The sequence below is a fragment of the Streptomyces sp. NPDC029139 genome, assembly GCF_055564335.1.
Genome location: NZ_JBVHWN010000005.1, coordinates 324,314 through 347,169, shown reverse-complemented (window position 1 = coordinate 347,169; position 22,856 = coordinate 324,314). Strand labels below are relative to the sequence as shown.

Sequence of the window (22,856 nt, the reverse complement as noted above, 5' to 3'; positions counted from 1 at the left end):
CGGGGACGGGCCCCGGCCGGCCCCCGACCGGACCCGAGCGGGCCCTCGCCGGATGCGAGCGGCCCCCACCGGCCGGGAGCGGCCCCGACCGCCCCGGGGACGGGCCCCGGCCGGCCCCCGACCGGACCCGAGCGGGCCCTCGCCGGATGCGAGCGGCCCCCACCGGCCGGGAGCGGCCCCGACCGCCCCGAGGACCGGCCCCGGCCGGCCCCCGAGTCGCTCCGCGCCACTCTCCGTACACCCTCCCGTTCACTCCCATCTGCGAGCATCGGCCCGTGGACTACCCGAACGACCAGGCACCTGGCGCCCCCATCCGCTCCGGCATCCCCGAGCACGGCCGTATCCCCAAGTACTACGCGGTAAAGGCCAAAGTCGCCTCGCTGATAGACGAGTTGGGTGAGGGCGGGCTCTTGCCCACCGAGCGGGACCTGGCCCTGCGTTACGAGGTCTCCCGGGAGACCGTCCGCCAGGCACTGCGGGAGCTGCTGCTGGAAGGGCGGCTGCGCCGCCAGGGGCGGGGGACCGTCGTCGCCGGGCCCAAGCTGGAGCAGCCGCTCTCGCTCGCCAGCTACACCGAAGGCGTACGCCGCCAGGGCCGCCGCCCCGGCCGCACGCTCATCTCCCTCGACCGCTTCCCCTGCCCCGACGCCCTCGCTCCCGAGATCGGGGTCCAGCGAGGCGAACCCGTCTGGCACATGGAGCGCGTGCTGCTCGCCGACGACGAGCGGGTGGGCCTGGAGAGCACGTACGTCTCCGAGGCCCGCGCGCCGCGGCTGGACAGCGACTTCGACCCCGACTCCTCCTTCTACGCCTACCTCCGCGAGCAGCTCGGCATCACGTTCGGCGACGCCGACGAGCGGATCGAGACCGTCCTCGCCACCCCTCGCGAGGCCCTGCTCATCGGCACCCCGCCCGCGCTCCCGATGCTGCTGATCCACCGGATCTCCCGGGACACCGCCGGCCGGCCCCTGGAGCGCGTCCGCACCCTCTACCGAGGCGACCGCTTCAGCTTCACCGCCCACCTGGGCGCCCAGACCTGACCCGAACTCCCGCCCCCACCACGGGGGATCACGGAAAGGTAACGGGTCTAGGCCATCCTTGTCGGGCCGTTCACCGTCCCGTCGCTCGCCGGATCCTCCCGGGTCACCCACCCCCAGGACCGTGAGCGGCATGAAGGTGATCGTCGTAGGAGCCGGCGTGGTGGGAACCATGCACGCCTGGCACGCAGTGGAACGCGGCCACGAGGTCGTACACATCGAGCGCGAGGCGGAGGCGCGCGGCGCATCGCTCCGCAACTTCGGGCAGATATGGGTGAGCGGCCGCGCGGGCGGAGAGGAGCTGGACACCGCGCTGCGCGCCCGCGACCTGTGGGAGGGCATCGGCGCCCGCGTCCCCCGCCTCGGCTTCCGGGCGATCGGCTCGCTCACCCCGGTGCGCAACGCGCTCGAACTCGCGGTCGCCGAGGCGGCCCTGGCCCGGCCCGATGCCGCCGCCCGGGGCTACAAGCTGCTGACCGCCGACGAGGCCCGGCGCGTCAACCCGGCCCTGCGGGGAGAGTTCACCGCCGCCCTCTTCTGCGAACGGGACGCGGCGGTCGAGCCGCGTACCGCCCAACTCGCCCTGCGCGCAGCCCTCCTGGCCACGGGGAAGTACACCTTCCTGCCGGAGCGCGAGGTGCGGGACGTGATCGGCGAGAACTCCGTACGCGACGACCGCGGCGAGATCCACACCGGTGACGCCGTCGTCCTCTGCACCGGCGCCGCGCTCTCCGGCCTCGTCCGCGAGGTCGCCGGCGAGATCCCGGTCCGCCGCGTCCGGCTCCAGATGATGCAGACCGACCCGCTCGGCGAGCCGCTCACCACCTCCGTCGCCGACGCCGACTCCTTCCGCTACTACCCGGCGTACGCCTCCGAGGCGCTCGACGCCCTCAACGCCGGGCAGGCGCAGGACCCGACCGCCGCCGCCCACAAGATGCAGCTCCTGATGGTGCAGCGCCTCGACGGCGGACTGACCATCGGCGACACCCACGAGTACGAGCACCCCTTCGCCTTCGACACCCTCGAAGACCCCTACGAGCACCTCACCCGCGTCGTCGAGTCCTTCCTCGGCCGTCCCCTGCCGAAGATCCGGCGCCGCTGGGCGGGCGTGTACGCGCAGTGCACCGACACCAGCCGGGTCGTGCACCGTCAGCGGGTCCGCGACGGCGTGTGGCTGGTGACGGGACCGGGCGGACGCGGCATGACGTGCTCGCCCGCCGTCGCCGAGACGACCGCGAACGAACTGGGCTGGTGACCACCATGAGCAAGCAGCAGCACAACCTCGTCGTCCTGGACATGGCCGGCACCACCGTCGCCGACGGCGGCCTCGTCGAGCGGGCCTTCACGGCCGCCGCCGAGCGCCTCGGCGAAGACCCGACCACGATGATCGACTACGTCCGCGCCACGATGGGCGAGTCCAAGATCTCCGTCTTCCGCCACCTCTTCGGCGGCGACGAGCCCCGCGCCCGGCAGGCCAACCTCGCCTTCGAGGAGGCGTACGGAGAGCTGGTCGCCGGCGGACTCATCACCCCGGTGACCGGTGCGGCCGAGGCGATCGCCGCGCTGAAGGCGCAGGGCCGTACGGTCGTCCTCACCACCGGGTTCGCCCGGGTCACCCAGGACGCCATCCTCGACGCGCTCGGCTGGCGGGAGCTGGTCGAGCTGACCCTCTGCCCGGCGGACGCGGGCGGCCGGGGGCGCCCGTATCCGGACATGGTCCTCGCGGCCCTCCTCCGTACGGGAGCCGTCGACGACGTCCGGCAGCTCGTGGTCGCGGGCGACACCTCGTACGACATGCTCAGCGGGGTGCGGGCCGGGGCCGGGATCGTCGCGGGCGTCCTGACGGGCGCGCACGGCGAGACCGCGCTCAGGGGGCACGGCGCCACGCACGTCCTCGCCTCGGTCGCGGAACTGCCCGGTCTGCTCGCCGGGGACGCGATATGACCAGTGGCATCCGCTTCGACGCCGTCACCGTCACGTACGGGAGCAACACCGTCCTCGACACGCTCGACCTCACCGTCGAGCCCGGCGAGGTGATGGCTCTCCTCGGGCCCTCCGGCTCCGGCAAGACCACCGCCCTGCGCGCCGTCGCGGGCTTCGTCCGGCCCGCCTCCGGGCGGGTGTTCATCGGCGACCGCGACGTCACCGGCCTCCCGCCGTACGAGCGGGGGATCGGGATGGTGGTCCAGCAGTACGCGCTCTTTCCGCACATGCGGGTCGCGGACAACGTGGCCTTCGGTCTGAAGGCGCGGAAGGTGGCGAAGGCCGAGGTGGCCGGGAGGGTCGCCGAGGCCCTGGGGATGACCGGGATGGCCGCCTACGCGCAGCGCTATCCGCGCGAGCTGTCCGGCGGACAGCAGCAGCGCGTCGCCATCGCCCGGGCGCTCGCCATCCGGCCGAACGTGCTGCTGCTCGACGAGCCGCTGTCCGCGCTGGACGCGCAGCTGCGCTCCGGGATGCTCGCCGAACTGGCGCGGCTGCACCGGGAGTTGCCCGAGGTCTCGATCCTGTACGTCACCCACGACCAGGTCGAGGCGCTGACCCTCGCCGACCGGATCGCCGTCATGGACAGGGCCAGGCTCCAGGACTGCGGCACGCCGCAGGACCTGTACCGCAGGCCGCGTACGGAGTTCACGGCGTCGTTCGTCGGCAACGCGAACCTGCTGCCGGTGACGGTGGGGGCGGACGGGGTCTCCTTCGCGGGCGTCGCGCTCGAGGCCCCGGTCGCCGACGCGGCGCCGGGCGCGAGCGCGACGCTGTGCGTACGGCCGCATCTCGTCGGCCTCGGCGAAGGCCCGAACGCGCTGCGGGGCCGTATCGCCGAGGTGCAGTGGCGGGGGTCCACGCATCGGCTGTACGTGGAGGTGGCGGACGGCCATCGCGTGAAGGCCGACGTGCGGGAGCTGCGGGAGACGCCGGCGCTCGGTGACGAGGTCACGCTGCACTTCGCGCCCGAGGACGCGGTGCTGCTGGGGGCCGGGGTCGCCGGGACACCGGCGCTCACCGGCGCGGCGGGAACCCCAGGCGGTGGCGCGGATGCCTAGCGCCCGTACCCCCGGCGCCCCGAGCGCCACCCGCACCCCCGGCGCCACCCGTACCGCTGGCACCCCTCACGCCCCGGGCGCCACCCGCACCCCCGCCGTCCCCGACGTCCCTCACACCCCGGACGCCCCCGGTACCACCCGTATCCCCCACACCCCCCGTCGCCTGCCCACCTGGATCTGGGCCCTTCCTCCCGTCGCCGTCCTCGCCCTCGCCTTCCTCTATCCCCTCGCCCTCGTCATCCAGGAGTCCCTCGCGCCCGGCGCCTATGCCGACGTGTTCTCCTCGGAAGCCTTCCGGGAAGCCCTCCTGACCACCGTCTGGCTGGCCGTCGGGTCCACCGTCGGATGTCTCGTCCTCGGCTTCGTCCTGGCCGTCGTCATCGCGTTCGTGCCGTTCCCCGGCGGGAAGGCGGTGTCGAAGTTCATCGACGTCTTCCTCTCCTTCCCCTCCTTCCTGATCACGCTCGCGCTGCTCTTCCTCTACGGCACGGTCGGCATGGCCAACGGGGTCTGGACGGACGTCACGGGCGCCGACTCCGGCCCCTTCCAGTTCCTGACCACCCCGTGGGGCGTCCTCCTCGCCGAGATCACGTACTTCACGCCCTTCGTGATGCGCCCGCTCCTCGCCGCGTTCTCGCAGATGGAGACCGCCCAGCTGGAAGTGGCCTCCTCCCTCGGCGCACGGCCGCTGCGGATCGTCCGGCGGGTGATCCTGCCGGAGGCACTGCCCGCGCTCGCCGCCGGCGGGAGCCTCGTCCTGGTCATGTGCCTCAACGAGTTCGGGATCGTCCTCTTCACCGGCGCCAAGGGCGTCACCACCCTCCCGATGCTCGTCTACGGCAAGGCCATCCTCGAGTCCGACTACGCCGCCGCCTGTGTCGTCGCCGTGGTCAACGTCGCGATCTCCGTCGGCCTCTACGGCCTCTACCGGGTGGTGAGCCGTCGTGCTGGTGCATAGCCGTACGGGCAGGTGGACGGCCTGGGCCCTGTTCGCCGTCCTCTTCGTGCCCCTCTTCGCCCTGCCCCTCCTCGTCATCCTCGCCGCCTCGTTCGCCACGAACTGGTCGGGCGCCTTCCCCTCCGGGCCCACGGCGGAGCACTACACCGCCGCCGTACGCGGAGAGTCCCTGCAGGCGTTGACCACCAGCCTGGTCACGGCCGTCACCGCGAGCCTGCTCGCCCTGACCGTCGGCACATGGGCCGCCCTCGCCGCCGACGCCCTGCGCACCCGCGGCAGGAGGCTCCTCGACGCGCTGTTCATGCTGCCGGTCGCCGTGCCCTCGGTGGTCGTGGGCCTCGCCGTCCTGGTGGCCTTCTCGCAACCGCCCGTGCTCCTCAACGGCACGCGCTGGATCGTGATCCTCGCGCACACCGTTCTTGTCACGGCGTTCGCCCACCAGTCGGTCTCGGCCGCCATCCTCCGTCTCGACCCGGTGTACGAGCAGGCGGCGGCCAGTCTCGGCGCCCGCCCCTCGTACGTCCTGCTCCGGGTGAAGCTGCCGCTCCTGCTGCCGTCCCTGAACGCGGCCGCCGGACTCTGCTTCGCCCTGTCCATGGGCGAGCTGAGCGCCACGATGATGCTCTACCCGCCGGACTGGCTGCCGTTCCCGGTGCTGATCTTCACGGCCACCGACCGCGGCTCCCTCTTCACCGGCTCGGCGCTCGCCGTGGTCCTCATGGCCACGACCCTGCTCGTCCTGCTCGCCGTCTCCCGTATCCGCACCAGAGCGTCCTACCGCTGAGTCCCAGGAGAGAACGACGTCATGCGCACCTCGTCCCCGCTCATCCAGCCGATCGCCGCTGTCGCCGGCAGCCTCGCCCTCGCCGCCGGCCTCACCGCCTGCGGCGGCCCCTCCGCCGCCTCCGACGAGAAGATCGTCACCGTCTACAGCGCCGACGGCCTCAAGGGCGAGAAGGGCGACGGCTGGTACGACAAGGTCTTCGCCGACTTCGAGAAGCAGACCGGCATCAAGGTCAAGTACGTCGAGGGCGGCTCCGGCGAGATGGTGCAGCGCGCCGTCCGCGAGAAGAACAACACGCAGGCCGACGTCCTCGTGACCCTGCCGCCCTTCATCCAGCAGGCCGACTCCAAGGGCCTGCTCCAGTCGTACGTGCCCCAGGGCGCGGAGTGGGTCGGCGGCGGTGACAAGGCCGACGACGGCAAGTGGACCTCGGTCGTCAACAACTACTTCGGCTTCATCCACAACAAGCGGCAGCTCAAGGAGGCACCCAGGACCTGGGAGGAGCTGCTCGACCCGAAGTACAAGAACAAGCTGCAGTACTCCACGCCCGGCGTCGCGGGGGACGGCACCGCCGTCGTCATCAAGGCGATGCACGACTTCGAGGGCCAGGAGCCGGCCATGGAGTACCTGAAGAAGCTCCAGGCCAACAACGTCGGCCCGTCGTCCTCCACCTCCAAGCTCGCCCCCAAGGTCGACAAGGGCGAGATCCTCGTCGCCAACGGCGACGTCCAGATGAACTTCGCCCAGTCCAGGTCCATGCCGAACCTCGGCATCTGGTTCCCGGCCAAGGACGGCGGCAGGCCGACCACCTTCGCGCTGCCGTACGCCGCCGGACTCGTGAACAAGGCCCCGCACAGCGAGAACGGCAAGAAGCTGCTCGACTTCATGCTCGGCGAGCAGGCCCAGCGCCAGGTCAGCGAGATCGGCGGAGGCTTCCCCGCCCGCAAGGACGTCAAGCCCACCGACGCCAACGCCATCGAGCTGGCCAAGCTGATGGAGGGCGTGGAGGTCTTCGAGCCGGACTGGGACGACATCGACAAGAACCTGAAGACGTACATCGACGCGTGGAAGACCGCCACCGGAAGCTAACCCGTCGCTTCCAAGAGTTCACCGCACGGCTCTGGCGACCCGCGAATGATCGCGGAAAGATAACGGGTACGGACCAACGCCCCTGAGAAATCAGGGGCGTTGGCATGCCGCCACCCCATCCACGGAGGAAACGAAGATGCCGATCCACGGCATGTCCCGCCGCACCGTGCTCGCCGCCGCGGGCGCCACCGCCGCCGTCGCCGCCACGGGTGTCGTCGCCGCACCCGCCGCCCGGGCCGCCACCCCCACGCTCCCGAACGGCACCAGCCAGGACAAGGTGCTGGTCGTCGGCATGGACGGCCTGCGGTACGACAGGATCGACGCGGCCAAGGCGCCGACCCTCAAGTCCCTGATCGCGAAAGGGACCTACGGCCTCTCGCTGCTCTACGCCAACCCGATGGCAGCCACCTCCTCCGGCCCCGGCTGGTCCACCATCTCCACCGGTGTCTGGCCCGACAAGCACGGGGTGAGGGACAACACCTTCACCGGCAAGAACTACGCGAAGTACCCGGGCTTCCTCGCCCGGCTGCACCAGATCCGTCCCGCGCTCTCGCTCTTCGCCGCCGTCGACTGGCCGGAGCTCGACACGCACGGCACGATCACCCCCGGCGCCGACGCCAAGCTCGTCTACAACAACAACTACGTCGTCAACGACAAGCTGATCACCGACATCACCGAGGACGTCCTCCGCAACCAGAACCCGGACGTCCTCTTCGTCTACTTCGGCGAGACCGACGAGATAGGCCACAACTACGGCGCCGCGAGCCAGAAGTACCTCGACGCGATCGACGTCCAGGACGCCTACCTCGGCCGGCTCCTCGCCGCGATCAAGGCCCGCCCCACGTACGCCGGCGAGCGCTGGACGGTCATCGTCACCACCGACCACGGCCATGTCGACGCCGGCGGCCACGGCGGCTCCGCCATCGAGGAGCGCCGCACCTTCGTCCTCGCCCAGGGGCCGGGCATCGCCGCCGGCGCCCGCCCCGTCGACACCCGTCTCGTCGACGTCGCCGCCACCGTCTTCCACCAGCTCGGCATCGTCCCCGACGCCTCCTGGGGCCTGGACGGCAAGCCGATCCAGCAGCGTTCCACCGACCCCTTCGACGCGCTCCACTCCTCGCTCTCCGGCCGCGTCGACGAGACCGGCATCCCCGCCGGCGTCCTCGGCTTCACCCACACCGCGCCCAGCGGCTGGTCCGTCATCAACAACGCCATGGGCACCGGCGGCATGACCGAGTGGCGCGGCTGGGCCTTCGCCACCGACGAGTTCTGGTCCCGCACCCAGCGCGACCAGTCCCGCGAGCTCAATGTCCGCTCCCGCGGCGTCTTCGCCGTCGCCGACTCCGACGAGTGGGCCGACAAGACCTTCTCCGGTACCTACGACTCGACCCTGGTCACCCCCGCGTACAGCGTCTCGGGCGCGTCCCGGGTCACGCTCGACTTCACCACCTTCTACCGCCAGGAGGGCGGCCAGACCGCCCAGGTCCTGGCCTCCTTCAACGGCGGCACGCCGACGCTCGTCAAGAGCTACACCGCCGACGTGATCTCCCAGCCCCAGTCGCTCACCGTGAGCGTCCCCGCCGGGGCGTCCAGCGTGAGCTTCCGCTTCCGTTACACGGGGTCCAACAACTGGTACTGGGTGATCGACGGGGTCAAGATCCAGGCATCCTGATTAGGGTGGGGGGCGTCGCCACAGCGCTGTCGCGGCGCCCCAGCACACGCACGTCGTTCGTACGGCAGGAGTCCCCGCACATGGCAGAGCGCAAGCCGATCGAATCCTGGCTCACCGACATGGACGGCGTCCTCATCCACGAGGGCGTCCCGATCCCCGGCGCCGACGCGTTCATCAAGAAGCTGCGGGAGACCGGGAAGCCGTTCCTGGTTCTCACGAACAACTCGATCTACACCGCCCGCGACCTGCACGCCCGCCTCGCGCGCATGGGCCTGGACGTGCCCGTGGAGAACATCTGGACCTCGGCGCTCGCCACCGCGCGGTTCCTCGACGACCAGCGCCCCGGCGGCACGGCGTACGTCATCGGCGAGGCCGGCCTCACCACGGCGCTGCACGACATCGGCTACGTCCTCACCGATCACGACCCCGACTACGTGGTCCTCGGCGAGACCCGGACGTACTCCTTCGAGGCCATGACCAAGGCCGTCCGGCTCATCAACGCCGGCGCGCGGTTCATCTGCACCAACCCCGACGAGACCGGACCCTCTCTCGAAGGTCCCCTCCCGGCCACCGGCTCCGTCGCCGCGCTGATCACGAAGGCCACCGGCAAGGACCCCTACTTCGCGGGCAAGCCGAACCCGCTGATGATGCGCACCGGCCTCAACGCGATCGGCGCCCACTCCGAGACCAGCGCCATGATCGGCGACCGGATGGACACCGACATCCTGGCCGGTCTCGAGGCGGGGATGCAGACCTTCCTCGTCCTCACCGGTCTGACGACCCAGGCGGAGGTGGACCGCTTCCCCTTCCGGCCTTCCAAGATCGTCGACTCGATCGCCGACATCGTGGACCGCGTCTGACGCCGGGGGATCCCCTGCTCGCGCCCCTGCGGATGCGAAAAGGCCGGAACCGGGTGACCCTGCCAGTACCAGGAGGTCACGATGCGTTCAGGTCCCATTGCTCTTCGTGCCGCAGGGGCGGCCGTCATCCTGGTACTGGCACCCACGGCCGGTACCGCCTTCGCCGGTGACGGCGTCAAGGCCACCGTCACCCCGTCCACCGCCAAGCCCGGTGCCGACGTCGACATCCGCGTCAAGGGCTGCAAGGGCACCACCGGCGCCGCCACGTCCCCGGCCTTCGTCGCCGACGCCGAGCTCACCGGCCGTGACGGCGGCGACTACCCCCTCTTCGGCGACACCACCATCAAGTCCGGTCTCGACCGGGGCACGTACAAGGTCAGCGTGACCTGCGACGGCCGCGAGCACCGTGACGTCGGGGTGGTGCACGTCGAGAAGCACAAGCCCAGGCCGACCCACGAGCCCACGCACCGGCCGACCCACCACCCGAGCCCGATCGCCCCGGTCCGGGCCGGTGGCGGCGGTGCGGCCCTGGCGGTCCCGGCCGCGCCCGCCGCCCCCGGTGTCGCGCAGACCACGACCGAGAGCGGCCTCGGCACCCCGTACACCCTCGTCGGTCTCGGCCTGGCCGCGATCGCCGCGGTGGCCGTCGCCTTCCGCAGCGCGCGCTCGTCCGGCCGCCGCCGTACGGGCGACTGAGGTGTCCTCCGGTTCCGGCAACGGGCGCATGCTGACCGGAGTGGCCTGGGCGGTCCTGGTCCTGGGGCTCTGGCTCTGGGGCCGCGGGATCACGGACGGACCGGGCGGCAGCGCGGCCCCGACCACCGGCGACATAGCCGCGGTCGGCCGCCCCCTCGGCGCCCCGCTGCCCCCGGCGCACCGCCCCCTCCGCCCCGCCGAGCCGCGCCACGTGGAGATACCGTCCCTCGGCATCACCGCACCGGTCGTCGGACGCGGCCTGGACGGTACGGGCGCCGTCGATCCGCCTCCGTACGAGATGCCGCACTCCGTCGGCTGGTTCCGCACCGGTACGCGGCCGGGCGCCGAAGGCGCGGCCCTCTTCGTCGGCCATGTCGACACCGAGACCAGGCCCGCCGTCTTCTACGGACTGAGCGCGGCCCGCCCCGGCGCCACGATCGAGGTGACCCGGGACGACGGCTCGGTCGCCGAGTTCACCGTCGACGACGTGCGGGTCTTTCCCCGGGAGAGCTTCGACGCCGGGAAGGTGTACGGGCAGCGCCAGGCCGGCCGCGCCGAACTGCGCCTGATCACCTGCGGCGGCACCTTCGACCGCAAGGCCGGTACGTACACGGCGAACGTGGTCGTCTCCGCGTACCTGACGGGAACGCGTACGGCGTGACGGGCCCGGCTTCGGCCGGCTCGGCGTGACGGCCCGGCGTGGAGGGGGCGGCCAGGTCGGCGTGGAGGGGTGACCGGGTCGGCGGGCGCGGTGGGGCGGGGGCTTGTCCCACCGGGCCCGGCCGGGCGGGCCACGCCCCGCGCCCGACGGCCGGGCCGGTCCTCGACCACGGGCGCGCGGGCTGCGGGAGAAGCCCGGCGCCGCCGCGGGAGGTTCGGGTTCCGCCACTGTAGAACGGGCTTCCGCCCCCGGCCCAGACCGAGAAGGAACGACCGAGGCCCCCTCACCATCGGTGAGGGGGCCTCGACTCTGCGTGCGCCGCCAGGGACTCGAACCCCGGACCCGCTGATTAAGAGTCAGCTGCTCTAACCAACTGAGCTAGCGGCGCCTGCTGACCTGCATAACTGTACCCGACCCGCACGGGTGCTCCTCACCATTACCGGCCGCTTCCGGCCTGTCGGATGGTCGTATTGGGCCTTCGATCCGTCAAAATGCGATTTGTCCAGACAGTTGAGACACTGACGCCCGTACCCCCGGGCCAAAAGATCTTGACGAGTGTGGAGGGGAATCGCATGAGTGTGCCGGTATTCGAGGAGTTCGAACCCGCCGCGGACTGCGGCTGCGCGGGCTGCGCCCAGCAGCGGCGCGATCATGCCCTTGGCCTGCCCGTACGGGCGGGCGGCCACCCGGCGGCGCACGGAGCGCGCCGCGCACTGGTCCTGATGACCGCGGCCGGCGTGGCGCTCGGCGGCGGTGGGGGAGCGGGCGCGCTCGCCCGGCCCGCCGGCGCGGCCGCGCCCGTCGCCCCGGCGGACCTCACGACGGAGGCGATGGCCGGCCCGGGACCCGACAACCCCCAGGGCGGCACGGGTCCGCTGCACGGAGCGCCCGGTCCCGGCCCGCATCCCGCGCCCGGCGCCACCCCGACGACCAGTCAGATCACCCCCGCGTCCCTGCGGAAGACCACCCGCGCGGAGATCATCAACCGCGCCAAGCGGTGGGTTGCGGCCCAGGTCCCGTACTCGATGGAGAAGTACTGGTCCGACGGGTACCGCCAGGACTGCTCCGGCTACATCTCGATGGCGTGGAACCTGCGCGGCAACGAGTGGACCGGCAGCCTGGACCGATTCGGCGAGCGGATCGACCGTACGGAGCTCCAGCCCGGCGACATCCTCCTCTTCCACAACCCGGCCAATCCGACGCGGGGCTCGCACGTCACGATCTTCGGCGGCTGGACGGACTACACCCACACGTCCTACATCGCGTACGAGCAGGCCAAGCCGCGCACGCGCCGACAGGCCACGCCCCTCGCGTACTGGAACAACGCGGACCGCTATGTGGCCTACCGCTACAAGGGGGTCGTCAGCGGCGTCAGCGGCAACGGCGGCGGGTCGTCCGCGACAGGGGCCCCCTACCCGGGCGCGTCGCGGTTCGGCCCCGGCGCGAACAACGCGTACGTCACCCAGCTCGGGCGGCTGCTGGTCGAGCGCGGCGGCAAGAAGTACTACGGCCGGGGCCCCGGTCCGCGCTGGGGTGAGGCGGACCGCCGGGCGACCCAGGCGTTCCAGCGGGCGCAGGGCTGGAAGGGCAAGGAGGCGGACGGTCTGCCCGGCCCGCAGACCTGGCGCCTTCTGGTGAGCGGCCAGGGCAGGAGCATCGGCGGTTCGAGTGGTTCGGGCGGTCCGAGCGCGAATGTGCCGGGGTTCCCCGGGCGTGGCTACTTCCGTCCGGGCCAATCCAACGCATATGTGGAGAAGCTGGGCAAACAGCTGGTGAAGCGGGGCTACGGCAAGCACTACCTGTCGGGTCCCGGTCCGCGCTGGAGCGAGGCGGACCGTCGCAATGTCGAGGCGTTCCAGCGGGCACAGGGATGGCGCGGCGGAGCGGCCGACGGCTACCCGGGCCCGGAGACCTGGCGGCGCTTGTTCCGATGACCCCGAGAACATGAGGTGGACTCCATGACCCGTTCGACCCCAACCCCCGACTCGGGCCCGGCGGCGAGCCGTGACGCGGCCCGGTCGGCGATCCGTCTGACGGACGAGACGCGCGCGTCGAGAGCGAGGCCGCCCCAGACACCGCCGCGCGGCGGCCCGGCACCGGTGGCGGCGGGGGGCGAGGGCGGGACCGGTCCCTCGGCACCGGCGGCGGACGAGCACGGTCCGCAGGCTGCCTCGGCGTCGGTCGTGCCCGGTGTCGCGCCGTCACCCGGCGCCGGCCCGGAGGCGGGAACGGCCCCCCGCCCCGCCCCCGGCGAGGGCGCGCTGGGTTCCGGTCCTGCGGCGACAGCGTTCACGCCGGGCCAGGACGGGGCCGGTTCCGCCGTGGGTGACCGCCCGGGTCTGGCGGGTGCGGCCCCGTCCGGCTTCGCGGGGAGCCCGGTTGCTCCGGGGGCGGTTGTCCCCGGCTCCGCCGCGGACGGGTCCGCCCTGAGTGACCGCCCGGGCCAGACGGGCTCAGCCGGGCCCGACCTCGCGACGCCGACAAGCTCGGCCGCCCCTGGAGCCGTTGCCGGTTCCGCAACGGGCGCCCGCCCGAGCCAGGTGGCCGCGGCGCAATCCGGCCTCGCGGCGACGCACTCCCAGGGCGCCGACCCGACCGGCACCGGTACGGCTCCGGGCACTGCGAAGGCCGCCGCCGGCGCGCCGCCCGCGCCGGGCGGTGCGGCGACTGGGTCGGCTGCGCCGACAGTCCCCGCCGGTACGGCTTCTGGCGGGGCGGAAGCCGCCGCCGGTGCGCGGCCCGCGCCGGGCGGTGCGGCGACCCAGCCCACTGTGCCGGGCGGTGCGGCGACTGGGTCGGCTGCGCCGACAGTCCCCGCAGGTACGGCCCCTGGCGGGGCGGAAGGTGCCGCCGGTGCGCGGCCCGCGCCGGGCGGTGCGGCGACCCAGCCCACTGTGCCGGGCGGTGAGGCGACTGGGTCGGCTGCCCCGGCAGCGTCCGCCGGTATGGTTCCCGGCGGGGCGGAAGCTGCCGCCGGTGCGCGGCCCGCGCCGGGTGGTGTGGCGAACCGGCCGACCGCGCCGACGACGCCGGGCGGTGAGGCGACTGGGTCGGCTGCGCCGCCAGCGTCCGCCGGTACGGCTTCTGGCGGGGCGGAAGCTGCCGCCAGCACGCGGCCCGCGCCGGGCGGGTCGGGAACCCACCCGCCTGTGCCGGGCGCTGCGGCAACTCCGTCGGCTGGGCCGACAGCGCCGTCCGGTTCGGCTCACCCCGGCGGGGCGGAAACGGCCGCCGGCACGCGGCCCGCGCCGGCCGGTACGGCTCCCCCCGGCGGGGCGGAAGCCACCCCCAGTGCGCAGCCCGCACCGGGCGGTTCCGCGAACCGGCCGACCGCGCCGACGACGCCGGGCGGTGCGGCGACTGCGTCGACAGTCCCCGCCGGTACGGCTTCTGGCGGGGCGGAGGTCACCCCCGGCACGCCTCCCGCGCCCGCCGGTTCGGGTCCCGGCCGGACGGAAGGCGCCGCCGACGCCCCGCCCTCCCCGGGCGGTGCGGCGGCACGGGCCTCCAAGGCGGTCCGGGACGGTTCGGGCGCGGCGGCCGCGTCCGGCGCTGCGGGTGCGGCGACCACGTCCGGCGGATCGAGTGGGCGGGCCGGGGCGCCGGCGGGAACGACCGCCGAACCGGGCGGCACGATGGCCGACCTCCGGCGGGACGCCGGCGCGCGCGTCGGGGTCATCGCCGTCCCCGTGGCCGCCGAGGCCAACGCACCGGCTCAGCCGACCCCGCCCTCGCGGCTCGCCGTGCGGCGGAGGACCGTGATCGGGACCGAGACGACCGGGTCGATCCCCGTACACCTGCTCTTCCGGAACGAGCCCGAGGCCGAGTCGGCCGACGACGACGGCGGGCCCGCCACGATCGCCATGGCACCGCCCGTCCCCGCCAAGGCCGTCATCCCCGCCCCCACCCGCTCCGAGCCCTCGCGCCCCGCCCCCACCGCCGACCCCCAGCTCGTCGAGCGCCCGGCCCCCGTCCTGCCCGGATGGATCGGGGTCGTCGGCGGCGTCCTCGCGCTCGTCGGGTGCGCGGCCGTCCTCTGGTGGACCGGGGCCGTCCCCGAGGCGGCGGCCCGGATGCTCCGGCTGCCACCGCGTCCGTACCACGGCATCCACCTCGGCCAGTGGGCCCTGCTCGCCGCCGGCGTGCTCGCCACCCTCTTCGCCTTCGGCGGCCTCGGCCGCGGCCGCGTCGGCTACGCGTGGGTCCTCACCCTCTTCGGCGACTACCGCGGCAGCGTCCGCCGTACCGGTCTCCTCTGGGTCAGCCCCCTCCTCCTGCGCCGCCGCGTCGACATCCGTCTCCGCCACTGGCGCAGCGAACCGCTCTCCGCGGTGGACGCCAAGGGCACCGCCCTCAACGTCGTCGTTCTCGTCGTCTGGCGCATCCGGGACACCGTTCGTGCCGCGCTCGGCGTCGACGGCCACGAGGAGTACCTGCGCGAGCAGGTCGAGGCGGCGATGGCCCGGGTCCTGTCCCAGCTCCCGGCCGACGCCTTCCACGAGGACGCCCCGACCCTGCGCGACGCCGAGGCGGTCGGCGAGGCGCTGACCCGCATGCTCTCCGCGGAGTGCGCCCCGGTGGGGATCGACGTGTTCTCGGCGCAGCCGACCCGTATCGAGTACGCCCCCGAGATCGCGGCCGCCATGCGGCGCCGCAGGATCGCCGCGATCGACGCCAAGCACCGGGACAGTGTGCTGACCTCCGTCGTGGACGCGGTGGACGACGTGGTCCACCGGCTGACCACGCGTGGTCTGGTCGAGCTGGACGACTACGAGCGCAAGTCGCTGGTCAAGGACCTGACGGTGGCGTTCTACACCGGCCGCAACGGTCCCCTGGACGGCGCGTGACCGGTATGGACATGCTCAACTTCCCGCCCTACCTTGATACTTGGTCTAGACCGGAATAAGCACCACCGCACGCGTGCGGCACAGCTCACCGAACTCCCCCACGTTCACCTGGAGCGACAGCATGCGCAAAAAGATAGGTGTGGCGGCGGTGGCGCTCGGCGTCGCCGGCGCCTCCCTCTTCGCCACGAGCACGGCCACCAGTCACGGCTACACCGACTCCCCGATCAGCCGCCAGAAGCTCTGCGCCAACGGCACCGTGACGAACTGCGGATCCATCCAGTGGGAGCCGCAGTCCGTCGAGGGGCCCAAGGGCTTCCCCGCCGCCGGTCCCGCCGACGGAAGAATCTGTTCCGCCGGTCTCACCCAGTTCGCCCAGCTCGACGACCCGCGGGGTGGCGCCTGGCCCACCACGAGGGTCACGGCGGGCCAGAGCTACAGCTTCCGCTGGCAGTTCACCGCCCGTCACCGCACCACCGACTTCAAGTACTACATCACCAAGAACGGCTGGAACGGCACCCAGAAGCTCACGCGGGCCGCCCTCGACCCGCAGCCCTTCCTCACCGTTCCGTACAACAGCCAGCAACCGCCGGCCACGCTCTCGCACTCCGGGACGATCCCGGCGGGCAAGACCGGCAGGCACCTGATCCTGGCGGTGTGGACGGTCGCGGACACCGCGAACGCCTTCTACGCCTGCTCGGACGTTCAGTTCTGACGCTTCGTCAGCTACCTTCCGCCCTATGACCGTGGCGGAGCTCGTGCAGCGTCAGTGGGGCGATCACAGGGTCGGGCTGAGGAGCCACCAGGCCGTCCTCACCCATCATGAGGTCGCCGCGGGAGCCGCCGCGCGGGCGGCACTGCTCGTCGATCTGCTGCCCCGGGGTGCCGAGCCGCACCTCGGGGTGCTCCTCGACAACACGCCGGAGTTCCCGCTCTGGCTCAGCGCGGCGGCCCTCGCCGGGGCCGCCGTCGCCGGCATCAACCCCACCCGTCGCGGTGCCGAACTGGCCCGCGACATCGTCCACACCGACTGCCGTGTCCTGGTCACCCAGCGCGCGTACCTTCCCCTGCTCGACGGGCTCCCCCTGCCGGGCGTACGGGTGCTGGTGACCGACACAGACGCGTACCGGACACTCCTGACCCCCTTCGAAGGCGCGAAGCCGGGCGAGTCCGTGGCCCGGCCGGTGCGCCCCGACAGCCGGCTGCTCCTCTACTTCACCTCCGGCTCCACCGGCGCGCCGAAGGCGGCGATCTGCACCCAGCGCCGCCTCGCCGCCGCGGGCGCCTCGCTCGCCGGTCACTTCGGCGTACGGCCCGAGGACGTCCACTACGTCTGCATGCCGATGTTCCACGGCAACGCGGTCATCGCTGACTGGGCCCCGGCGCTCGCCGCCGGGGCGGCCGTGGCGCTGCGGGACCGGTTCTCGGCCTCCGGCTTCCTGCCGGACGTCCAGGAGTTCGGCGCGACGTACTTCACCTATGTGGGACGGGCGGTGCAGTATCTGCTCGCTACCCCGCCGCGGCCGGACGACCGCGAGCACCGGCTGCGCCTCGGCTTCGGTACGGAGGCGGGGGCGGTGGACGCGGCTCGCTTCGAGGAGCGGTTCGGGGTCCGGCTCGTGGAGGGGTACGGCTCCTCCGAGGGCGGCGCCGCGATCCAGCGCACTCCGGACACCCCGCCCGGGGCCATCGGCCGGGCGGCGCCGGGCGACGACCTCGCGGTGGTGGACCCGGCGACCGGCGAGGAGTGCGCGCCCGCCGTCCTCGCGCCCTCCGGCCGGCTGCTCAACGCCTCCGCCGCGATCGGCGAACTGGTCAACCGCGGCCGGAACCCCTTCGAGGGCTACTGGCGCAACCCCGAGGCGGAGGCGGCGCGGCGGCGCGGTGGCTGGTACTGGACCGGCGACCTCTTCTACCGGGACGCCGACGGCTTCCTGTACTTCGCGGGGCGCGACGACGACCGGCTGCGCGTCGACAGCGAGAACCTCGCCGCGGCCGTGATCGAGCGGATCCTGTCGCGCTGGGACCGTGCGGCGGGCGTCGCCGTCTACGCGATACCCGACCCGGTCGCGGGGGACCAGGTGATGACGGCGATCGCCCTGCGCGAGGGCGCGGCCTTCGACCCGGCCGCCTTCGAGGAGTTCCTCGCCGCCCAGCCGGATCTCGGCACGAAGATGCCCCCGCGCTTCGTGCGGCTCGTCCCCGCGCTGCCCCTGACGGCCACGAACAAGATCCACCGCGCGGCCCTGCGCCGGGAGTCCTTCCTGTGCGCGGACCCGGTCTGGTGGCGCCCGTCACCGAGAGCCCCGTACGAACTTCTCACCCGCCGGGGCCTGTCGGATCTGCGCGCCCAGTACGCCGCCCACGGCCGCCCTCTGCCGCCGGGGCCACGCCGGGGAACCTAGGTTTTCGGGCGCTCTTCGGCTCGTAACGTTCGGTTCACCCTGCAAATGACTTTGCCGAGTTATCGTCATCCTTGACCGGCCGTTGACCAACTGTTGGTCTGTGCCTGACGTTGTGAACCGCGGGGAGGGAGCGTATGCACCGAGGTGCGACGGCCCGGAGCGCGTTTCCACTCCTCGCCGCCGTCCTGGTCGCCCTCCAGTTCCTCGTGTTCACGGCGTCCTTCGCATATGCGCATACGGCACGTCATGCCGTGGCCAAGGCTCAACCCGCCGCGACCGTGGGCGAAGTGGCGCCCGCCGAGATCGTCACCTGCCGCGACGCCGGCCGAGCGGCGGATCCGGCCGGCCCCCTGCGCGCCCGCGACCGGTCGCGCGCGGTCGACGACCCGGGGATATCCGAGCAGCCGCCGTCGGCGCACCACACCTCCGTGGCGCCCGCGCCGGCCGCCCCCGCCTCCCCGCGCCCCCGCACGCCGAGACCCACGGGGGCACAGGCTCCGGCCCTGCTCCAGGTGTTCCGCTGCTGATCAGGGGAGCAGCCCCCCACGCATCGCATCTGCCCCGCACACCGACGCGTCCCCACGACGCGCCAGGAGGAATCACCACACCATGCAGCCCCTCATCGACAACGCCCGCACGTTCGGACAGCGCCCTGAGGAGTTCGCCAGGCTGGCCGAAGGCCAGTCCCCCGAGGTCCTCTTCATCACCTGCGCCGACTCCAGGGTGGTACCCGCCCTGATCACCGGCGCCCGGCCCGGCCAGCTCTTCGAGCTGCGCACCGCGGGCAACATCGTCCCCCCGTACGCCTCCGGCACCCCCACCGGGGAGGCCGCCACCATCGAGTACGCCGTGGAGGTCCTCGGCGTCGAACACATCGTGGTCTGCGGCCACTCGCACTGCGGCGCCGTCGGCGCGGTGGTCCGCGGCGACGACCTGGACACCGTCCCCGCCGTGCGCGACTGGCTCGCGCACGCCGCGGAGGAGCCCCGCTGCTCCGACCCGGCCGACCCGACGGTCGCGGAGGCCGTGCAGCACCACGTCCTGACGCAGCTGCTGCGCCTGCGCTCCTACCCCTGCGTCGAGAAGCGGCTGGACTCCGGCCGGCTCCAGCTGCACGGCTGGTACTACGAGGTCCACACCGGCGCCGTGCGCGAGCACCGCGCGGCCACCGACACCTTCGAGGCGCTGTGAGGGAGGCCCGTATGCGCACATTCCCCCATCTCCGGCAGGACTTCGCCGCCTCGCTCGTCGTGTTCCTGGTGGCCCTGCCCCTGTGCGTGGGCGTGGCCGTGGCCTCCGGCGTTCCCGCCGAACTCGGTCTCGTCACCGGCATCGTCGGCGGCATCGTCACCGGTCTGATGCCCGGCAGCAGCCTGCAGGTGTCCGGGCCGGCCGCCGGCCTGACCGTGCTGGTCTTCGAGGCCGTCACCGAGTTCGGGCTCCCCGCCCTCGGCGTGATCGTGCTCGTCGCCGGAGTGCTCCAGCTCCTCATGGGCGCCCTGAAGCTGGGGCGCTGGTTCCGCGCGATCTCCGTCTCGGTCGTCGAGGGGATGCTCGCCGGCATCGGCCTGGTGATCATCGCCGGTCAGCTGTACGCGGCCGCCGGGCTGAAGGCTCCCGCCGCCGGCATCGACAAGATCCTGGGCCTGCCGGGGGCCGCGGCCGAGGCGATCGGCAGCCCCGGCGCGCTCGCCTCCCTGGCGATCGGCGCCGGCACCGTCGCCGTGATGGTGGGCTGGACGAAGCTGCCGAAGAAGGCCCGGACCGTGCCGGGCGCGCTCGTCGCGGTGATAGTGGCGACGGTGGTCACATGGATAGGCAGCCTGCCGGTGGCCACCGTCGAAGTGAACGGTCTGATCGACTCCCTGCACCTGCCCGGCGCCGACGCCCTCGGTGGCCTGGCCTCCCCGGCCCTCCTCGGCACGATCCTCGCCTTCACCCTGATCGCCTCGGCGGAGAGCCTGTTCAGCGCGGCCGCCGTGGACCGTCTGCACGACGGACCGCGCACCCGGTACGACAAGGAACTCATGGCGCAGGGCGCGGGCAACGCGCTCTGCGGGGTACTCGGCGCCCTCCCGATGACCGCGGTCATCGTGCGCAGCTCCGCCAACGTGGCCGCGGGCGCCAGGACCAAGGCGTCCCGGGTCCTGCACGGCGTATGGCTGCTGCTCTTCGCGGCACTGCTCCCCGCGGCGCTCGCCCTGATCCCGCTGCCCGCGCTCGCCGGAATCCTGGTCCACGCGGGATGGAAGCTGATCCCCTTCCGCGGGGTCGTCTCCCTGTGGCGGGCGCACCGGGGCGAGGCGCTGATCCTCGTCGTCACCGCCGTGGCGATCGTCGTGGTCAACATGTTCGAAGGCGTGCTGATCGGGCTCGCCCTGTCCGTGATCAAGACCGCCTGGGAGACCTCGCACATCAAGCTGGAGGTCATCGACAAGGGGGCGGGCCCCATCCAGGCACGTCTGTCGGGCAACGCGACCTTCCTGCGGCTGCCGAAAATACTCGACAGCCTGGAGGCGCTGCCCCAGAACCGGCCCGTCGAGCTGGACACCTCGGGCCTGCACCACCTCGACCACGCCTGCCGCACGGCCCTGGACTCCTGGGCCGCCCGCCACAGCGCGGCCGACACGGAACCCGTGAAGTTCACCGCGCTGGTGAAGGCCCCGACCGCCGAACCGGTCTGACCCGCCCCAGGGACTCTGACGGCCCGTGACATCGCACCACCGACCGGCCGGAGGCCCGCTACGAGCCTCCGGCCGGGCACGGCACCGACGACCGTACGTCGAACGCCGTCGCGCCGGGGGTAGGCCCAGCCCTACCCCCGGGACGCCCACCACTACGATGGCCCCGCCACCGACCGCCGCCTACGGTGAGGCGCATGCAGCCCCGAACCCCCTGGCAGGCCCTGACCCGGCCCCGCTATCTCCGTACCGCCTGGCCCTGGCGGTCCGCCGGATATCTGGCGAGCGGGGTCGTCACCGGCGTCCCCGCCCTCCTCGTGCTGCTCCTGCTCGTCGTGTTCTCCTTCGTGCTCGTCGGGCTCCCGCTGCTCCTCCTCGCCGGGATCGCCCTCGGCGGCATCGAGCGCCGCCGGCTCCGGCTCGTCGAGCTCGACCCCGCCGCCGATCCGCACCGCGTCCCCGGCGCGCCCGGCCTCGCCGCCTGGCTCCGCGTACGCGTCCGGGAGCAGGCGACCTGGCGGGAGCTCGCGTACGCCGTCCTGCACGCCACCGTCCTGTGGCCGCTCGACCTGATCGTCCTCGCGGTCGCCCTCGGTCTGCCCGCCCTTCTCGTGGCCGCGCCCGTCCAGCTCGCTCTGGACGGCGATGAGGTCCGGGTCGCCAAGGGGCCGCTGGTCACGACGTATCCGGCGGCCTTCGCGGCCGCCGCCCTCGGCGTCGTCCTGTTCGTCGCGCTCCTCCACCCCCTCGCCGCCCTCGCCGGTGCCCGCGCCGCTCTCGGCCGGGCCCTCCTCGCTCCGCGCGAGACCGAGCTGCGGGAGCGGATCGGCGAGGTCACGGCCTCCCGCGCCCGGCTCGTCGACGCCTTCGAGGCCGAGCGCCGCCGGATCGAGCGCGACCTCCACGACGGCGCCCAGCAGCGCCTGGTCGCCCTGACCATGACGCTGGGCCTCGCCCGGCTCGACGCCCCGCCCGGGCCGCTCGCCGACCAGCTGACGCGGGCCCACCAGGAGGCCGGCCGGGTCCTGACCGAGCTGCGGGAACTCATCCACGGCATCCATCCGCAGGTCCTCGCCGACTACGGTCTGGGCGCCGCGCTCGCCGACGCCGCCGACCGCTCCGCCGTCCCCGTCGCCACCGACCTCGACCTGCCACGGCTCCCCACCGCCGTGGAGAGCGCCGGCTACTTCGCCGTCTGCGAGGCCCTCGCCAACATCGGTAAGCACAGCGGCGCGACCGAGGCCCGGATCACCGCCCGCTGCGAGAACCGGACGCTCCGGATCGAGGTGTACGACAACGGCGGCGGTGGCGCCGACCCGGCCGCCGGCTCCGGTCTCACCGGACTCGCCGACCGGATCGCCGTGCTCGATGGCACACTGACGATCATCAGCCCGCCGGGTGGGCCGACCGTCCTACGAGTGGAGATCCCGTGCCGACCGCTGCCCGCCCCCTCCGCGTCGTCCTCGCCGAGGACAGCGTCCTCCTCAGAGAAGGGCTGATCGGGCTCCTGGCGCGTTTCGGCCACGAGGTCGTCGCCGCGGTCGGCGACGCCGACGGTCTGCGCGCGGCCGTCGAGGAGCAGGATCCGGACATCGTGGTCACCGACGTGCGGATGCCGCCCGGCTTCCAGGACGAGGGGCTGCGCGCCGCCGTCGCCCTGCGCGCCGACCGTCCCGGCCTGCCGGTCCTCGTCCTGAGCCAGTACGTGCAGCGCACCTACGCCGCCGATCTCCTGGACGCGGGCGACGGCACCGGTGTCGGTTACCTCCTCAAGGACCGGGTGGGGCAGGTCGAGGAGTTCCTGGAAGCCCTCACCCGGGTCGCGGACGGCGGCACGGTCGTGGATCCCGAGGTCGTACGGCAGTTGCTGCGCCGCCGCCGTGACCCGCTGGAGGCGCTGACCCCGCGTGAGCGCGAGGTCCTCGGGTTGGTCGCCGAGGGGCACTCCAACGGGGAGATCGCCCGCCGGCTGGTCATCACCGAGGCGGCCGTCGGCAAGCACATCGGCAACATCCTGGGGAAGCTGGACCTGCCGCCCGCCGAGGACACCCACCGCCGGGTCCTCGCGGTGCTGACCTATCTGCGGGCGTGAACGAACCCGCGGCCGGGAACGAACCCGCGGCCG

19 protein-coding genes, 1 tRNA gene and 1 pseudogene are annotated in these 22,856 nt (G+C 73.1%); 20 read left to right on the top strand and 1 reads right to left on the bottom strand.

What is annotated here, in order from left to right; translation table 11 throughout:
• The first annotated feature begins 275 nt into the window (after positions 1-275).
• From ACZ4VW_RS15500 to ACZ4VW_RS15450, 11 genes are all read left to right on the top strand, one after another.
• Complete coding sequence (locus tag ACZ4VW_RS15500) at positions 276-1,040, top strand: GntR family transcriptional regulator (protein ID WP_467962396.1); 765 nt, start codon at positions 276-278, stop codon at positions 1,038-1,040.
• Between the two features lie 130 nt (positions 1,041-1,170).
• Entirely contained in the window at positions 1,171-2,292 is a 1,122-nt protein-coding gene (locus tag ACZ4VW_RS15495) for a TIGR03364 family FAD-dependent oxidoreductase (protein ID WP_467962394.1), read from the top strand.
• Positions 2,293-2,297: 5 nt separating this feature from the next.
• A complete protein-coding gene (locus ACZ4VW_RS15490; RefSeq protein WP_467962392.1) occupies positions 2,298-2,981 on the top strand; it encodes a phosphonatase-like hydrolase in 684 nt (227 codons plus the stop codon).
• The gene (locus ACZ4VW_RS15485; protein ID WP_467962390.1) at positions 2,978-4,081 is read left to right on the top strand and encodes an ABC transporter ATP-binding protein; all 1,104 of its coding nucleotides are present in this window, start codon (positions 2,978-2,980) and stop codon (positions 4,079-4,081) included. Before ACZ4VW_RS15490 ends, ACZ4VW_RS15485 begins: the two co-directional genes overlap by 4 nt.
• Positions 4,074-5,039 carry a 2-aminoethylphosphonate ABC transporter permease subunit gene (locus ACZ4VW_RS15480; RefSeq protein ID WP_467962388.1) on the top strand — a complete coding sequence of 322 codons (966 nt, stop codon included), beginning with the start codon at positions 4,074-4,076 and terminating at the stop codon, positions 5,037-5,039. Before ACZ4VW_RS15485 ends, ACZ4VW_RS15480 begins: the two co-directional genes overlap by 8 nt.
• Positions 5,026-5,823, top strand: coding sequence for an ABC transporter permease (locus tag ACZ4VW_RS15475; protein WP_467962386.1), 798 nt, complete (start codon positions 5,026-5,028; stop codon positions 5,821-5,823). Before ACZ4VW_RS15480 ends, ACZ4VW_RS15475 begins: the two co-directional genes overlap by 14 nt.
• 21 nt (positions 5,824-5,844) lie before the next feature.
• Entirely contained in the window at positions 5,845-6,912 is a 1,068-nt protein-coding gene (locus tag ACZ4VW_RS15470) for a 2-aminoethylphosphonate ABC transporter substrate-binding protein (RefSeq protein WP_467962384.1), read from the top strand.
• Between the two features lie 136 nt (positions 6,913-7,048).
• On the top strand, positions 7,049-8,584 hold the full coding sequence (locus tag ACZ4VW_RS15465; protein WP_467962382.1) for an alkaline phosphatase family protein: 1,536 nt from the start codon (positions 7,049-7,051) through the stop codon (positions 8,582-8,584).
• A gap of 80 nt (positions 8,585-8,664) precedes the next feature.
• Positions 8,665-9,444, top strand: a complete 780-nt coding sequence (locus ACZ4VW_RS15460) for an HAD-IIA family hydrolase (protein ID WP_467962380.1) — start codon at positions 8,665-8,667, stop codon at positions 9,442-9,444.
• 81 nt (positions 9,445-9,525) lie between these two features.
• A complete protein-coding gene (locus tag ACZ4VW_RS15455; RefSeq protein WP_467962378.1) occupies positions 9,526-10,140 on the top strand; it encodes a hypothetical protein in 615 nt (204 codons plus the stop codon).
• Between the two features lie 28 nt (positions 10,141-10,168).
• Complete coding sequence (locus tag ACZ4VW_RS15450) at positions 10,169-10,801, top strand: class F sortase (protein WP_467962529.1); 633 nt, start codon at positions 10,169-10,171, stop codon at positions 10,799-10,801.
• 314 nt (positions 10,802-11,115) lie between these two features.
• On the opposite strand, the gene ACZ4VW_RS15445 is transcribed toward ACZ4VW_RS15450, so the two are convergent.
• Positions 11,116-11,189 (bottom strand) — tRNA-Lys (locus tag ACZ4VW_RS15445).
• 184 nt (positions 11,190-11,373) lie between these two features.
• On the opposite strand from ACZ4VW_RS15445, the gene ACZ4VW_RS15440 reads away from it, so the two are divergent.
• The 9 genes and pseudogenes from ACZ4VW_RS15440 to ACZ4VW_RS15400 all read left to right on the top strand — a co-directional run bounded on the left by ACZ4VW_RS15440 (position 11,374) and on the right by ACZ4VW_RS15400 (position 22,823).
• On the top strand, positions 11,374-12,735 hold the full coding sequence (locus ACZ4VW_RS15440; RefSeq protein WP_467962376.1) for a peptidoglycan-binding protein: 1,362 nt from the start codon (positions 11,374-11,376) through the stop codon (positions 12,733-12,735).
• 1,527 nt (positions 12,736-14,262) lie between these two features.
• Positions 14,263-15,648, top strand: a pseudogene (locus tag ACZ4VW_RS15435) (SPFH domain-containing protein); the annotation flags it as partial.
• A gap of 121 nt (positions 15,649-15,769) precedes the next feature.
• Positions 15,770-16,360, top strand: coding sequence for a lytic polysaccharide monooxygenase auxiliary activity family 9 protein (locus ACZ4VW_RS15430; RefSeq protein WP_467962374.1), 591 nt, complete (start codon positions 15,770-15,772; stop codon positions 16,358-16,360).
• Positions 16,361-16,385: 25 nt separating this feature from the next.
• Positions 16,386-18,050 (top strand): AMP-binding protein, encoded by a 1,665-nt coding sequence (locus ACZ4VW_RS15425; RefSeq protein ID WP_467962372.1) that lies wholly within the window; start codon positions 16,386-16,388, stop codon positions 18,048-18,050.
• Between the two features lie 251 nt (positions 18,051-18,301).
• Positions 18,302-18,577 carry a hypothetical protein gene (locus ACZ4VW_RS15420; RefSeq protein ID WP_467962370.1) on the top strand — a complete coding sequence of 92 codons (276 nt, stop codon included), beginning with the start codon at positions 18,302-18,304 and terminating at the stop codon, positions 18,575-18,577.
• An 82-nt stretch (positions 18,578-18,659) separates the two neighbouring features.
• A complete protein-coding gene (locus tag ACZ4VW_RS15415; protein WP_467962369.1) occupies positions 18,660-19,241 on the top strand; it encodes a carbonic anhydrase in 582 nt (193 codons plus the stop codon).
• An 11-nt stretch (positions 19,242-19,252) separates the two neighbouring features.
• The gene (locus tag ACZ4VW_RS15410) at positions 19,253-20,734 is read left to right on the top strand and encodes a SulP family inorganic anion transporter (protein WP_467962367.1); all 1,482 of its coding nucleotides are present in this window, start codon (positions 19,253-19,255) and stop codon (positions 20,732-20,734) included.
• A gap of 194 nt (positions 20,735-20,928) precedes the next feature.
• A complete protein-coding gene (locus tag ACZ4VW_RS15405) occupies positions 20,929-22,230 on the top strand; it encodes a sensor histidine kinase (protein WP_467962365.1) in 1,302 nt (433 codons plus the stop codon).
• Positions 22,161-22,823 (top strand): response regulator, encoded by a 663-nt coding sequence (locus ACZ4VW_RS15400; protein WP_467962363.1) that lies wholly within the window; start codon positions 22,161-22,163, stop codon positions 22,821-22,823. Before ACZ4VW_RS15405 ends, ACZ4VW_RS15400 begins: the two co-directional genes overlap by 70 nt.
• The last annotated feature ends 33 nt before the right edge of the window (positions 22,824-22,856 follow it).

Excerpts from the sequence above, each read along its gene's own strand:
- ACZ4VW_RS15495 (WP_467962394.1), top strand. The coding sequence starts at position 1,171 with ATGAAGGTGATCGTCGTAGGAGCCGGCGTGGTGGGAACCATGCACGCC.
- ACZ4VW_RS15490 (WP_467962392.1), top strand. The coding sequence starts at position 2,298 with ATGAGCAAGCAGCAGCACAACCTCGTCGTCCTGGACATGGCCGGCACC.
- ACZ4VW_RS15485 (WP_467962390.1), top strand. The coding sequence starts at position 2,978 with ATGACCAGTGGCATCCGCTTCGACGCCGTCACCGTCACGTACGGGAGC.
- ACZ4VW_RS15480 (WP_467962388.1), top strand. The coding sequence starts at position 4,074 with ATGCCTAGCGCCCGTACCCCCGGCGCCCCGAGCGCCACCCGCACCCCC.
- ACZ4VW_RS15470 (WP_467962384.1), top strand. The coding sequence starts at position 5,845 with ATGCGCACCTCGTCCCCGCTCATCCAGCCGATCGCCGCTGTCGCCGGC.
- ACZ4VW_RS15465 (WP_467962382.1), top strand. The coding sequence starts at position 7,049 with ATGCCGATCCACGGCATGTCCCGCCGCACCGTGCTCGCCGCCGCGGGC.
- ACZ4VW_RS15460 (WP_467962380.1), top strand. The coding sequence starts at position 8,665 with ATGGCAGAGCGCAAGCCGATCGAATCCTGGCTCACCGACATGGACGGC.
- ACZ4VW_RS15455 (WP_467962378.1), top strand. The coding sequence starts at position 9,526 with ATGCGTTCAGGTCCCATTGCTCTTCGTGCCGCAGGGGCGGCCGTCATC.
- ACZ4VW_RS15450 (WP_467962529.1), top strand. The coding sequence starts at position 10,169 with ATGCTGACCGGAGTGGCCTGGGCGGTCCTGGTCCTGGGGCTCTGGCTC.
- ACZ4VW_RS15440 (WP_467962376.1), top strand. The coding sequence starts at position 11,374 with ATGAGTGTGCCGGTATTCGAGGAGTTCGAACCCGCCGCGGACTGCGGC.
- ACZ4VW_RS15430 (WP_467962374.1), top strand. The coding sequence starts at position 15,770 with ATGCGCAAAAAGATAGGTGTGGCGGCGGTGGCGCTCGGCGTCGCCGGC.
- ACZ4VW_RS15425 (WP_467962372.1), top strand. The coding sequence starts at position 16,386 with ATGACCGTGGCGGAGCTCGTGCAGCGTCAGTGGGGCGATCACAGGGTC.
- ACZ4VW_RS15415 (WP_467962369.1), top strand. The coding sequence starts at position 18,660 with ATGCAGCCCCTCATCGACAACGCCCGCACGTTCGGACAGCGCCCTGAG.
- ACZ4VW_RS15410 (WP_467962367.1), top strand. The coding sequence starts at position 19,253 with ATGCGCACATTCCCCCATCTCCGGCAGGACTTCGCCGCCTCGCTCGTC.
- ACZ4VW_RS15405 (WP_467962365.1), top strand. The coding sequence starts at position 20,929 with ATGCAGCCCCGAACCCCCTGGCAGGCCCTGACCCGGCCCCGCTATCTC.